Source organism: Brevibacterium sp. UMB1308A (assembly GCF_030230605.1).
Classification (GTDB): Bacteria; Actinomycetota; Actinomycetes; order Actinomycetales; family Brevibacteriaceae; genus Brevibacterium.
Genome location: NZ_JASPDO010000015.1, coordinates 48,039 through 61,059, shown reverse-complemented (window position 1 = coordinate 61,059; position 13,021 = coordinate 48,039). Strand labels below are relative to the sequence as shown.

General features: G+C 56.1%; 12 protein-coding genes and 1 pseudogene. 4 read left to right on the top strand and 9 right to left on the bottom strand.

The window, feature by feature from the left end; translation table 11 throughout:
• Positions 1-367: 367 nt before the first annotated feature.
• Positions 368-1,111, bottom strand: a complete 744-nt coding sequence (locus QP868_RS07820; protein WP_284926040.1) for an alpha/beta fold hydrolase — start codon at positions 1,109-1,111, stop codon at positions 368-370.
• Positions 1,112-1,335: 224 nt separating this feature from the next.
• Here QP868_RS07820 and QP868_RS12140 point away from each other — a divergent pair.
• Positions 1,336-1,548: pseudogene (locus tag QP868_RS12140) on the top strand (IS110 family transposase); the annotation flags it as partial.
• A 299-nt stretch (positions 1,549-1,847) separates the two neighbouring features.
• Here the strand turns inward: QP868_RS12140 and qcrB are convergent.
• Genes qcrB through ctaE form a run of 4 tightly spaced genes read right to left on the bottom strand, consistent with a single transcriptional unit; the run spans position 1,848 to position 6,062 of the window.
• Positions 1,848-3,479 carry a cytochrome bc1 complex cytochrome b subunit gene (gene qcrB / locus QP868_RS07815; protein WP_284926039.1) on the bottom strand — a complete coding sequence of 544 codons (1,632 nt, stop codon included), beginning with the start codon at positions 3,477-3,479 and terminating at the stop codon, positions 1,848-1,850.
• Entirely contained in the window at positions 3,476-4,525 is a 1,050-nt protein-coding gene (gene qcrA / locus QP868_RS07810) for a cytochrome bc1 complex Rieske iron-sulfur subunit (protein ID WP_284926038.1), read from the bottom strand. Before qcrA ends, qcrB begins: the two co-directional genes overlap by 4 nt.
• Before the next feature lie 38 nt (positions 4,526-4,563).
• Positions 4,564-5,349, bottom strand: a complete 786-nt coding sequence (gene qcrC, locus QP868_RS07805) for a cytochrome bc1 complex diheme cytochrome c subunit (RefSeq protein WP_284926037.1) — start codon at positions 5,347-5,349, stop codon at positions 4,564-4,566.
• Between the two features lie 38 nt (positions 5,350-5,387).
• Positions 5,388-6,062 (bottom strand): aa3-type cytochrome oxidase subunit III, encoded by a 675-nt coding sequence (gene ctaE, locus QP868_RS07800; RefSeq protein WP_083801478.1) that lies wholly within the window; start codon positions 6,060-6,062, stop codon positions 5,388-5,390.
• A 188-nt stretch (positions 6,063-6,250) separates the two neighbouring features.
• Here ctaE and trpD point away from each other — a divergent pair, with 188 nt between their 5' ends.
• Positions 6,251-7,330, top strand: a complete 1,080-nt coding sequence (gene trpD, locus QP868_RS07795; protein WP_284926036.1) for an anthranilate phosphoribosyltransferase — start codon at positions 6,251-6,253, stop codon at positions 7,328-7,330.
• On the opposite strand, the gene QP868_RS07790 is transcribed toward trpD, so the two are convergent.
• The 3 genes from QP868_RS07790 to QP868_RS07780 are packed head-to-tail and all read right to left on the bottom strand — an operon-like array spanning position 7,280 to position 10,223.
• Positions 7,280-9,001 (bottom strand): DEDD exonuclease domain-containing protein, encoded by a 1,722-nt coding sequence (locus QP868_RS07790; RefSeq protein WP_284926035.1) that lies wholly within the window; start codon positions 8,999-9,001, stop codon positions 7,280-7,282. The genes trpD and QP868_RS07790 overlap by 51 nt on opposite strands.
• A gap of 56 nt (positions 9,002-9,057) precedes the next feature.
• Positions 9,058-9,471 carry a hypothetical protein gene (locus tag QP868_RS07785; RefSeq protein WP_284926034.1) on the bottom strand — a complete coding sequence of 138 codons (414 nt, stop codon included), beginning with the start codon at positions 9,469-9,471 and terminating at the stop codon, positions 9,058-9,060.
• Positions 9,468-10,223: an alpha/beta hydrolase gene (locus QP868_RS07780; RefSeq protein WP_284926033.1), complete on the bottom strand. Its 756-nt coding sequence runs from the start codon at positions 10,221-10,223 to the stop codon at positions 9,468-9,470. The genes QP868_RS07785 and QP868_RS07780 overlap by 4 nt, the downstream gene beginning before the upstream one ends.
• 57 nt (positions 10,224-10,280) lie before the next feature.
• Between QP868_RS07780 and QP868_RS07775 the strand changes: the two genes are divergently transcribed.
• Together QP868_RS07775 and QP868_RS07770 are read left to right on the top strand one after the other, a co-directional pair.
• Positions 10,281-10,988 (top strand): lysophospholipid acyltransferase family protein, encoded by a 708-nt coding sequence (locus tag QP868_RS07775; RefSeq protein WP_040348593.1) that lies wholly within the window; start codon positions 10,281-10,283, stop codon positions 10,986-10,988.
• A gap of 235 nt (positions 10,989-11,223) precedes the next feature.
• A complete protein-coding gene (locus QP868_RS07770) occupies positions 11,224-11,787 on the top strand; it encodes a MerR family transcriptional regulator (protein WP_284926032.1) in 564 nt (187 codons plus the stop codon).
• 79 nt (positions 11,788-11,866) lie between these two features.
• On the opposite strand, the gene QP868_RS07765 is transcribed toward QP868_RS07770, so the two are convergent.
• Positions 11,867-12,955 carry a ParA family protein gene (locus QP868_RS07765; protein ID WP_350309988.1) on the bottom strand — a complete coding sequence of 363 codons (1,089 nt, stop codon included), beginning with the start codon at positions 12,953-12,955 and terminating at the stop codon, positions 11,867-11,869.
• Positions 12,956-13,021 lie beyond the last annotated feature (66 nt).

Below are 13,021 nucleotides of genomic sequence, written 5' to 3'. Positions count from 1 at the left end.
GCATACACCACAGCGTGGCTGATTTCTAGCACCATGCATGATACATGCTTACAAAGCATGTATAACCGCCTGAAGCCTTACGGAACACTGGGCAAGAAGCCCCTGCCGTACACACATTTTGAGCATTAACCCGTATCTGGGTGTACTCGGTACTGCGCAAAGAATCCACGCCCACACCCTCCAGTAACCCCGCCGCACCACCCACCGGCCGGGACGAGCTAATCCGCGCCCACAGCCACCATGCACACAAAGCGGGGTCGACTGTCCGTCGTCCCCCGCCTTGTTCGTCATGCCCCGGCCGAGCTCCCCGCCCGATCAGGTTTCCTGCCTGGTCAGGGCGTCCTGCCCGGTCATGCTTCGTACCAGGTCAGGCGTCCTGCAGGGTGCTGGCGACCTCACTCAACACCTCGGCGAACCTGCCGGGGCACGACACCATAGGCCAATGGCCGCTGTCGAGGTCGGTCAGCTCGACCCGCTGAGCAGCCGCAAGCTCGGGAGCATCTCCGCCGTCGATCGCATCGCGGGCATCCTGGGGGGAGAACTCCGGACAGATCACCGTCACCGGGAGCCCAAAGCGCTCCTCATGGTCCAACGAGACAGTGGCTTGGCTCACGCCCTGAGGTACACCCACCATGCGCTGCTCGATCACACGCTTCTGCTGTGCCGACAGGTCCGCTGAATCAGGCCCCTCAAACTTCTCCCAGCCCGGGAACCGCATCCACCCGTCTTCGGGATCAAAGAAATCGGCGTACGTCGCTCCATCAGCCTCGGGGAATCCCCCCACGAACACCACCCCAGCCACCTGATCAGACACCCGATCAGCCGCCATCCACGCCAGCGATGCGGCCGCCGAATGCCCCACCACCAACGGGCGATCCACGCTCGTGACCGCCGACGTCACCGCCTCCAGCTGGTCCTCCAACGTCGCCGCAGCATCATCATCACCTTGACCAGGAAGCGACACCGCAATGCCTCGATGTCCTCGCTTGCCCAACTCCTCCACCACTGACTCCCACACATCAGCGGTCAGCCACAACCCACCGATCAACACCATGTCCATCTCAACGTCCTCCTTGACGGCAACACATGCCCCCTTAGCGTACCAACTCACCCGCCATCAGGGTGCACCCAATTTTCCTGACACGTTACCTGGTGACCGCCACCGATGGCCGGGTGTGTTGCCGCCCGGTCGGGAGACACGCGTTGACCGCTGATAGGGACACGGCCCATCACGGCTGCGCCCTCTACCTCGACGGGGGAGAAGCTGTTCGGCACGCCTCTCCCGCAGGACGAGGCCACATTGCGCGACCTCTTCACGGGGCTTCAGGACCATGCCCCACCAGCTGCAGCGCTGCTGGTCGAGCGAGGGTGCTGCGGTTCGCTCGAACCCATTCCCGACGCGATCCCAAGGCGCTGATCGACCAGATCTACACGGCGCTCGGCTAGCAAACCGTAGTCGTTCCCGCGACCGTGGCGGTGGAGCTGGTGATCCCGAGAGTCGCCGGTCAGGTCAAAGAGCTGAAAAAACAGAGGGCGACCGTGGCTCGACTCGAACCATAGGGAGACCCACCCAGGATGAGTAACCCGTCAAGTAATGGGTACGAGTGAAGGTGGTTCCGTTTTTAAGAGTGTTTAGCCACTGTATGTATAACCGATAACGTGTTTTACGTATCCGCATGTGGGCGTAAGTCACAACCGCGCAAAGCGAGCATGACGTCGCAATATAATGCGGAACTTCGCTCACTTTGCGTCGTCTGAGTTAACAAGACACAAAAGCGAAGCGGGTGAGAATTAATCTCACCCGCTTCGCTATTCGCTCTTGTTTAGCTATCTACCGAAAGTAGTGCCTACTTTTCGAGCTGCTCGTTGTCTTTACCGCTCTCAACCGCGTGATCGTGGTGTGCTGCATCCAGTTCAGCCTTTGTTACTGGTGCAACGCGGTCTTCAAAGAAGAACTTCGAGAGCTTCGCACGGTTCCGTTCAGCCTTGGTGATGACACCCTCTTCATTCGGCTGAGCTGGAATGTACTTAGGCGATTCGAAGGAGGTCAGTACCCACAGTTTCTCAGGCGAGAGTGGTTCGTGACGTTCCTGGTACTCACCGTGTGGCAAGCGAATAATCTGACCCGTTTCGCGACCGTGTAGAGCAATCTCGCGGTCCTTGCGCTGCAGACCAAGGCACACACGCTTGGTGATGATGTAACCGATCACTGGTCCAGCGAAGAACAGAATGCGGAAGATGTAAATCATGTCGTTCAGCGACATGTGGAACATCACTGCAATAAGGTCACCCGACGCTGCAGCCCACATGTTGAGGTACCAGATCGACACGGCAACACCCAGAGCGGTACGCGTAGGCGTGTTTCGTGGACGATCCAGAATGTGGTGCTCACGGTAGTCCTTGGTCACCCACTGCTCAATGAACGGCCATGCGATCATTCCACCGAACAGCACACCCGCAGCCAAAAGGGCCGAGAAGATGTTGAAGCTGATTGGGAATCCAGCAATGTAGAACTCGAACCAGCCCGGAATAATACGCAGGTAACCGTCCATCCATCCGATGTACCAGTCAGGCTGCGTACCAGCGGAAACAGGGGAGGGGTCGTATGGACCGTAGTTCCACACAGCGTTAATCGTGAACAGACCAGAGATAAGTGTCAGAAGCGCTGTGATGAGGAAGAAGAATCCTCCACCCTTCGCAGCGAACGTTGGGAGAACTGGTTCACCAACAACATTCTTGTTGGTGTGTCCAGCACCAGGCCACTGCGTATGCTTGTGGATCACAACGAACATCAGGTGGACACCGATCAGCGCAATAAGAATGGCCGGAACCAACATGATGTGGAACATGTACAGACGGGACACAATGTCCACACCTGGGAACTCTCCGCCGAACAGGAAGAACGAGATGTACGTACCTACCAGCGGAATACCCTTGAGCAGACCGTCAATGATTCGGAGACCGTTACCCGAAAGCAGGTCGTCAGGGAGCGAGTAACCGGTGAAACCGGCTGCCATACCCATTGCGATCAGGGCGACACCGATCATCCAGTTAATCTCACGAGGCTTGCGGTATGCACCGGTGAAATAGATACGCAGTGCGTGCAAGCTCAGCGCCGCCATGAACAGCAGTGCTGCCCAGTGGTGGATCTGGCGGATGAAGAGTCCACCGCGAATTTCGAACGAGATTGCGAGCGTGGAAGCGTAGGCTTCCGACATCTCGACACCCTTAAGTGGCACGAATGGGCCGTTGTAAATGGTTTCGCCCATTGCTGGTTTGAACCAAAGCGTCAGGAACGTACCCGAGATCAGCAGGATGATGAAGCTGTAAAGAGCAACCTCACCCAACATGAACGACCAGTGGCTTGGGAAGATCTTACGACCAAACTCGCGCACTGCAACCGAAGCGCCCGTACGCGCTTCGATCCATTTTGCTGAATCTTGAAGTGCTTTCGACTCAGTCACTTGAACGTTACTCATTCAGTCTCAGTCTCCCTCGTGTGGATCTCCCAGAAGGTCGGTCCGACTGGTTCAGGGAAGTCGCGCTGTGCAACGAGGTACCCTTCGCTGTCGACCGTAATCGGGAGCTGTGGAAGTGGGCGCTTTGCAGGGCCGAAGATCACCTTGCAGTGGTTTGTCACGTCGAAGGTCGACTGGTGGCATGGGCACAGCAGGTGGTGTGTCTGGTGCTCGTACAGAGCAACTGGGCAACCCACGTGAGTACAAATCTTGGAGTATGCAACGACTCCGTCGATGCCCCAGTCTTCCTTAGCTGGGTCCGTCTTGAGTTCGCGTGGGTCAACGCGCATCAGGAGAACCGCTGCTTTAGCCTTCTCGTTCAACGGGTGACCGGACTTTGCGATACCTTCTGGCAGAACGTGGAAAGCCGAACCGATGGTGACGTCAGCAAGCTTGATCGGGCGCTCAGCACCTTCGTGCGGGATACCGCCCGGGTCCTGGATCAGACGAACGCCAGGTCCCCACAGAGTTTCAAACAGTTTGTTGCCTGGAAGCGGACCGAGGTCGCGCAAAACGAGCACAGCAGGTAGGGGAGCGATCGCTACCGCAGTAATGAGCATGTTGCGCAAAAGAGGACGGCGTGCAATACCGGATTCCTCTTTGGCCTGGTTGAGGATCTCGAGGGCAATCGCCTGGTCTTCTTCAGACCCAGCGATGCTGTGACGTTCCTCAACGACTTCTACGTCTGTGATCAAGTTTTTAGCCCACAGGACGATACCAATACCAATACCGGCAAGCGCAAGAGTTGCTCCCAGCCCCAGCATGGTGTTCTGCAAGCGCAGTGCTTCCATCGTCCCATCGAGTGGGAACAGGAAGTACGACACGATAAACCAAATGGTTCCAACCATCGAGGCTAGGAACCAGAAGGCAATCTGCCGTTCCGCTACCTTTTCAGCCCGTGGATCACTGTCTACAAGACGCGGCTTGTGTTCAGGCAGTCCAGGGTTTTCAAACCCATTTACCTGTTCCAGCTGGCCTGTTGTGCCAGTCAAATTCTTCGAGGTCATTCGCTTCCTCGTCTAGATCTCAATACGGTTTTCTTCGATCACTTTGCGCGGGCGGTTAGCCACACAGTGATCCCAACTACAGCTCCAAGGCCGAAGAACCAGATAAACAGACCTTCGGCGACTGGCCCAATCGAGCCTAACTTGAATCCACCTGGTGAGGTAGGTTCAGACACTGAGCGAACGTATGCGATCACGTCACGCTTTTGCTCAGGCGTCAGGTTCGCATCGTTGAAGATAGGCATGTTCTGCGGGCCGGTTTGCATTGCCTGGTACAGGTGCTTTTCGGACACCTCAGACAGGTTCGGAGCGTACTTACCGCGGGTCAGTGCACCACCCGCACCTACGACGTTGTGACACATCGCGCAGTTGGTGCGGAAAAGACCTCCACCGGCAGCAGGGTCACCCTTGGAAGCGTCCAAGTACTCTTCGTCGGGAAGCGCGGGTCCAGGACCGAGAGAAGCGACATATGCTGCCATCTGGTCAATTTCGTCCTGGCTGAACTGCGGCTTCTTCACCTGGCCTTGGGGCCCATGCATCTGAAGTGGCATACGACCGGTACCCACCTGGAAGTCAACAGCGGACGCACCTACACCAATGAGGCTTGGTCCGTTGGGGGTACCTTCTGCATTTGCGCCGTGGCATGTTTTGCAGTTTGAGATGAAGAGCTTTTCACCAGCTTCGATATCTTTGGTCGATGCCTGCTGAGCTGTTGCGGTTGAGTTGTTAGTGAACAGTGCATATGCACCCCCGGTCACTAACAGGCCTACGAGCAACAGGACGACCAGCGCCAGCGGGTGGCGACGGCGTTGCGCTAGAAGCTTCACGTTACGAGTCCTTTTCTGTCTGAGCTAGGTGAAATCTATTAGTGCAGGAGATAGATCACTGCGAACAGGGCAACCCACACGACGTCAACGAAGTGCCAGTAGTACGACACACAGACGGCGAAAGTTGCTTCACGGTGCCCAAACTTCTTAGCACCGTAGGCGCGACCAACAACCATCAAGAAAGCGATGAGTCCACCGATCACGTGAAGGCCGTGGAACCCTGTCGTGAGGTAGAACACCGATCCGTAGGCATTTGAGTTGAGAGCTACGCCTTCACTAACAAGAGTCGCGTACTCAAAAACCTGCCCACCGATAAAGATGGATCCAAGGAAGAACGAGAGGAGGTACCACTCGATCATTCCCCACTTGCCGATCTCAAAGATGCCACCGGTGCGAGCTGGCTTGAAGTGCTCAGCCTTGTGGACTCCGAATTGACAGGTAATGGATGAGATCACCAGGACGGTCGTGTTAGCCAAAGCGAAAGGCACAGCCAGCTTAGGCGTTTCTTCTTGCCACATTTCTGGGGCGACAGACCGGATGGTGAAGTACATGGCGAAGAGCGCGGCAAAGAACATCAGCTCACTACCAAGCCAAACAATGAACCCCACGGTTGAGGTATTGGGCCGGTTGATCACTGGATGAACTGGCGCTGAATGAGATGCAGTTGCTGTTGACACAGGCCTATTATTACCCAGTTGGCAGGGTAATTTCATCTTTTACTCAGGAAACGAGCTTGCTTCGCCTCCCACGTGACCTGGAAAGTCGCGTAGATAGAGGCTAAGAGGCACTTTTGAGAAAAGTGGGTGGGCGTGTCGAAAAATGGGTGCAGACTCATTAGCATTTAGACGTTGCTTCCCAACCCGGAAGCTTTCACATACAGATGACGATCAGAGGAGAGCGTATGAGTACAGCACAACCGGCCACAATGTCAGACGTGCGTAACTGGCCGGACCTGCTTGTTGGTCTCATGCGTGGCGATCATATGGACTCTGACACCTCGGCCTGGGCCATGGATCAAATCATGTCCGGTGTTGTGCCTGATGTGACGATGGCGTCGTTCTTAGTCGCTCACCACGCAAAGGGTGAAACTGTCGACGAGATCAACGGACTGGTCCGTTCAATGTATGAACATGCCGTGCGCATTGATGGTCTCGAAGACTCTGTCGACATCGTCGGAACCGGAGGGGATCGCGCCAGAACGGTCAACATTTCTTCGACTGCCTCGTTCATCATCGCTGCTTCGGGGCAACGTGTGCTTAAACACGGAAACCGGGCAACCTCCTCGGCGTCCGGATCTGCTGACGTCCTTGAGACCCTTGGCCTTCAGCTGGAACTTGGGCCGGAAGCCGCAGCTGAGCTTGCCCACCGCGAGAACATGGCGTTTCTTTTTGCGAACGTCTACCACCCTTCGATGCGATTCATTGCGCCGGTTCGCAAGCAGATCGCAGTGCCGTCCGCGTTTAACATCCTGGGCCCTCTTACCAACCCTGCCCACACCACGATGACAGCGATTGGTGTCGCTGATCCTGCGATGATCGACCTGGTGACCGGCGTTCTAAACAACCGAGGTGACCAAGCCGTAGTGTTTCGTTCCCGTGATGGGCTCGACGAACTGAGCAACACTGCCGTGAACGACGTGTGGGAAGTCCGCAACGGGACCATCACTCACTGGGAGTTCGACGCGACCGCGTTGGACTTGCCGCGTGTGACTAAAGATGACTTGCGTGGGGGAGACCCAGCGTTTAACGCCTCGGTCATGGAGCGCACGCTGTCAGGCGAGCGCTCACCTGTGCGTGACGTAGTGCTTCTCAACGCGGCGGCAGCCTTGGTGGCTGCTGACAGTGCCTCCGAGGGGTCGTTTACGGACAGGCTGGCTGCGAAGTTTGACACGGTCGCCGAGGTCGTAGATTCCGGGGCTGCACGCGCCAAGTTAGATGCGGTGATCCGTGCGTCGCAGGATCTTCGGAGCGCCCAGGGCTGAATCACTGAGGGCTCGCTGATATCCAATGGAAGGTTGACTGATTGGAGAGCCAAGATCCAAGAGGGTCACGCCTTCATTGGACAGCCAGTGGTAAATGAGTGAGCGTTCTTCCGCAAGTCCGCGGTAGTTGTGTGGAAACTGAGCCGCGGTAAGTCCCAAACTACGGCTCACTTCCTCCAGGTCAGCACCCCACGGGACGTGTTCAGTGGCCCCCAAAAGCCCGCGGTGGATTATTGCAACATCAAAACCGTTGTCGGTGATTAGGGCGGCGGCAAGGTGTTCAGTTTTCTCCACACTCTCGTTCTGCTCACCACGAGCTCCGGCCCGCAATACACTGATAGCCACGTCACGTGCCGTGGCGGCTTCTTCATAGCGCTCTTGGACAGCGAGCTGTTTCAGGTGCGTCATCGTGTGGCCGACGAATGCTTGCGGAGTTCCCTCCAACAGGGCTACTACCGGAGCAATTCCGCGCACATAGTCCTCCGGACGGGTAACACCGCTACACGGCCCGCCACACTTTCCCATTTCTCCAGCTGGGCATGGCCGGAAGTCAGCGCGTTCTGGCTTTGCTGTGCAGCGTTTCAACGGATACATGCGTTCCAGAAGGTCTTTCGCGGCGCGAGCTGATGCGTTCTTTCTAAACGGACCCAAAGCCAGGTCCTGTTGACTCGGTGGCGTACGCACTATCGATAAGCGCGGGTATTTCTCGTTTGTCAGCTTGAGCCACGTCTCACGTGAAGCACCTTTTGAACGCCGGTTATAAGGCGGTTGCAGCTCATCAATCAAACGAACTTCACGGACTCGCGCTTCGAGTTCAGTTGGGCACACGATCACACGGATACTCTGTGCCGCCGTCACCATCTCCGCCATGCGACCGCGAGATTCTGCTGCATTGAAATATGACGTGACACGGGAGCGCATGTCACGGCTACTGCCCACATAGAGAACCCGGTCGGACCCGTCCACAAACATGTACACGCCAGGCGCATGTGGAACATCGTTCGCTAAATGCTTTTTCGACTGCCGTACCTTCCACCCTTGTTGCTTGAGGCCTTGAAGATCTTCAAAAGTCGTCACACCCACTGCGCCAAAACGTTCAAACATGGACTGCAGAATGTGATGTGTTGCGCGGGCATCATCGAGGGCGCGGTGTGTTGGGGGAGTAGGCGCGTTAAAAAACGTCGCAAGCGTCCCAAGTTTATGGTTGCGTACCTCTTGCCGGGTCACACATAACCGCGCCAACCGCACAGTATCCACGACCTCGTATCCCGGCCATGGATAATCCAATCGCGCACACGCTTCTTTGAGGAATCCAACGTCAAAGCCCGCATTGTGCGCAACCAAGATACTTCCATGCGCGAACTCAAGAAACATGGGAATAACCGAAGCCAGTTCTGGGGCAGTCGCCACCATCGAGTTGGTGATACCCGTTAAACGCTCAACGAAGGGAGATATGACCGAACGGGTGGGCCTCACCAGCGTTTGAAACTCACCAATGATCTCACCGCCTCGGCTCTTGACTGCACCGATTTCCGTGATGTCACCTTGCGCGGAGTTTGCTCCCGTCGTCTCAAGGTCAACAACAGTGAACGTGACGTCGTGTAGATCAGTGCCAAGATCGGCGAATGTCATGGGGCCCCTGGTTTCGGGGCGATCAAACTGAAAAGTCATGGCCTACATGATTCTAGATAGCACTGACACAGCCTGAAGTATGTGCGCAGATTCATCTACACCTGGGCTCCACCGTCGTCATCCGCGCGCCTGTCCTTGGGCAATGTGAAGATCGCTCCCACACCGCCTCCAGCCGCCACTGCAACACACGCGACTGTTCCCCACAGAGGGACGGGACGCACAAAAAGTGCCACAACAATGATTGCCAGAATTCCACCAACCAGAGCGACGAGGGATACAACGCGTGCAGGTTGGGCATCACGGAGATCTACCTTGTCAACTACTGGTCCTTCCCAATCTTCACGTTGTTCAAGGTATTCAGTCACTTCTTCTGCTGAAACTTCTGAGTTGTACGCAGTTGAACGTCCAAAGTCAGCGACAATCGCGTCCCAGTCTTCGTCGCGTACACGTTCGTCTTCGCTCAACCGCTCCCACTCAGGAACCGCGTCGTCACTATCGCTATTTTTCATGCTTCTTCAACTGTCAGAGCACGCTCGATCTGCTGAATGATCGCAGGCGCATCATAGTCCAACGTGGCCACGTGAAAACTGTGACGCATAATCACACGCGTCACGTTCTGTGCTGTGCGCGCAATAAAGTCACTCGACCGCGAAGCAACCACGCTGTCAGTCGAAGACGACATCAGCGTCACAGGCGTTTGCAATGACCAGAGCCGAGCACGCACGCGCTCACATCCTCGGTACAACTGGGCAACTCCGCTCAACGGCGTGCGCGGGTAGGCGTATTCGTCCATGCCAGGACGTGCAATATCGCCACCGATTGACTTCACATCGGTAATGAACGGCGACAGCACACTCGCAAACCTCGCAAAAGGCGAATCAACGAACACAGCCGGATTGACTAGCACGCCGGAAGCCACCTCGGGCCGGGAAATCAACGTCTCCAACGCGAGCGTGCCACCCATCGACAACCCCGCGACGACCACGTGGTCATGACTCGCAAGCGCTGAATCGACGGCTTCCAGAGCGCAGTCCACCCAGTCTTCCCACGTGCAGTCAAGCATGTCCGTCCACACTGTGCCGTGCCCTGGCAAAAGAGGAACAGCCACCGAAGCACCTGTTGACGTGTGAACACGATGAGCGATATCGCTCCACACGTAGGGTGAGCCCGTAAAGCCATGCAGCATCACGACAGCTGCAGACGACTCTCCGCGCAATGAAATGGGGGACGACACAGTTTCAGTTGCCGTTAACTCAGTCATGTTTCCAGCATGCCACAGTGCCATATAGTTGATGCGGAACCGTCGAAAGGTGAGCGAGTGTTTTATTGGGTCCTCAAACGGATCTTGGTTGGACCGTTGCTTAAGATCCTCTTCCGCCCATGGGTCCGAGGAATCGAGAACATTCCAGAAGAAGGTGGCGCGATCATCGCTGGCAACCACCTTTCGTTCATGGACTCCATTTTCATTCCGCTCGTGGCCCCGCGGCCGGTTGTGTATTTGGCAAAGAAGGACTACTTCACGGGCCCGGGCATTAAAGGCCGCCTTGTTAGGTCGTTCTTTTTGGCAACTAACCAGCTTCCTATGGACCGAGGTGGTGGCTCCGCATCCGAAGCGTCGCTGAAGTCTGGTCTGAAGGTCCTCAACGACGGCAAGTTGCTTGGCATCTACCCTGAGGGGACGCGTTCCCCAGATGGTCGCCTGTACCGAGGTCGTACCGGTGTTGCGCGGCTCGTACTGGAGTCTGGGTGCCCCGTGGTTCCAGTTGCGCTTATTGGCACTGACAAAGTTCAACCGCAGGGAAGAATGGTTCCCAAGTTGCGCAGGGTCGGGATTGTGTTCGGTAAGCCTATTGACTTTTCTCGCTACCAAAACGTTCCCGAGGATCGGTTTCTTTTGCGTTCGATCACTGACGAGATTATGTACGAGATCTTGCGACTTTCTGGGCAGGAGTACGTGGACACATACGCTTCCACGGTCAAGACGCGATTGCTGGCAGAAAAGAAGGAACCCGAGCAGAACGGGTAGCCGCCTCCACGACGCGACCCGCGGTTCTTTGAGCTGACTGCACGCCAGGAAGCGTGTTCGATAATTGAGGTAACGGCGACACGCCAAATCGTTACCTACATGGTTGTTGAGTCGGAAACGTTGAGCGCATAGTTTCATACACGAAGATCATCCCGAAAGCCATGCGCGTGTAGAATGGAATAATTCCGCAAGCGCTTGAGCCCCGCTTCCCCCTGGGGTGTAAGGAGTAGTTGGTGTGAACCAGAGCCCAGAAGTAGCAGCGTCTCAATCTCGCGAGGCACAAGGACTGCTATTTAACGACGACTTACCCGAACTGAACGAAAAAATTGGGTACCGCGGTCCTGTTGTCGCGAACGTCATTGGCATTACGTATCGTCAGCTCGACTACTGGGCACGAACCAACCTGGTTCAGCCGTCCATTCAGACTGCTTCGGGTTCAGGCTCCACACGTCTTTACTCTTTCCGCGACATCCTGGTTCTCAAGATCATCAAGCGTCTTTTGGACACGGGTGTTTCCCTCAACCAGATCCGTGTCGCTGTGGCATCTCTGCGCGAACACGGCATCGACGATCTTTCAGAGATCACGCTGATGAGTGACGGCGCTTCAGTTTTTGAGTGCACCTCGGCCGATGAAGTGATCGACTTGCTTCAAGGTGGCCAGGGAGTGTTCGGTATTTCCGTTGGGCGCGTGTGGCGCGATGTGGAGGGAACGCTGGCAGAACTTCCTAGCGAAAGCCCCGAAGCTCCCGTTGCGCCTGTTGATGAACTTGCTCTTCGACGCGCTAAGAAGATTGGGTAGATCGAACCTAACGAGCTCTTATTTGGGGGATTTAAATAGAGCGGGGAACCAATTGGTTCCCCGCTCTGTTGCTTTTGCCCTAGTGCTTTGGCTTGTGCCCTTTGGCTTCTTTCATGGATTCGACCTTGCGTGACAGCATGGCGTCGAAGCCTGAAGTATTCGCATTGTGGTCGGATGCTTGTGTAGGCTCTGATGATTTCTTCTTAGCCTTGTCTGCCTGCGTGGGCGTGGACTTTTCTTTAGCCTGTGCAGGCATCTTTTCAGCCTGTGCGGGGTTCTTCTCAGTCTTTGCAGGATTCTTTGGCGTTTCCGCGGGCTTCTTAGGTTTCTCTGTGGGTTTCGCTGGCGCCTTCACGGAGTTATCGCCCGACGGTCCTCTTCCTCGCATGTTTTCGCTACGAAGGGCGCGGTCAAGAATCGAATCAAACGCCGAGGCAAGTTCGCTCGCGGGCTTCCCTGGCCATTCGTGAATAGGTCGTGCTGAACCCTGGGCTTGTTGGAGCACTGTGCGCTCCGAAAGTGGCGGGTTAAGCACAAGAGGACCGAACATGTCCTTGAGCTCTTGAATGCGGAAGCTCTGCTCGCGTGACGACGGGCGCACTCGGTTGACGACAATTCCTAACGGCTGAAGCTTGGCTGCACTCCGGCGACGAAGTTCGTCGGTCGCACGCAAAGCGCGGTCAGCAGCTGCAACAGAAAACAGACCCGGCTCAGTCACAATGAGAACGCGTTGGCTAGCCGTCCACGCCGCACGTGTAAGACCGTTGAGCGAAGGAGGGCAGTCGATAAGAACGAGCCGGTACTTGGAACCGTTTCGCGTGATGGCTTCGCGCAAGCGCTTGAGATACCGGTCTGAAAGCGACGGGCGGTCGAACTCTGCAGCTCGCGGCGAACCTGGGATCACGTCGAGCACGCCGTGTTTCCCTTCAACCCATCCGGAAGGGGTTATCGCCTGTTTGACGAGTTTGCTCTTGGGGGCAGCAAGGACATCCGCAATGTCGGCTGGCGTGGTGACGGGAACGTCCAGACCAGTCGAGGCGTCTGCCTGTGGGTCCATGTCAACGACCAGCGTGGGAATGCCACGACTCAATGCGGCTGAGGCAAGCCCCAGAGTTACAGAGGTCTTGCCGACCCCACCTTTAAGACTAGAAACGCTAAGAACAAGCACACTACAACGTTAGCGGATTCTGGCCGTTTAGTGTTTTAAGGTCGCTATGTGTGCACACATGACTGG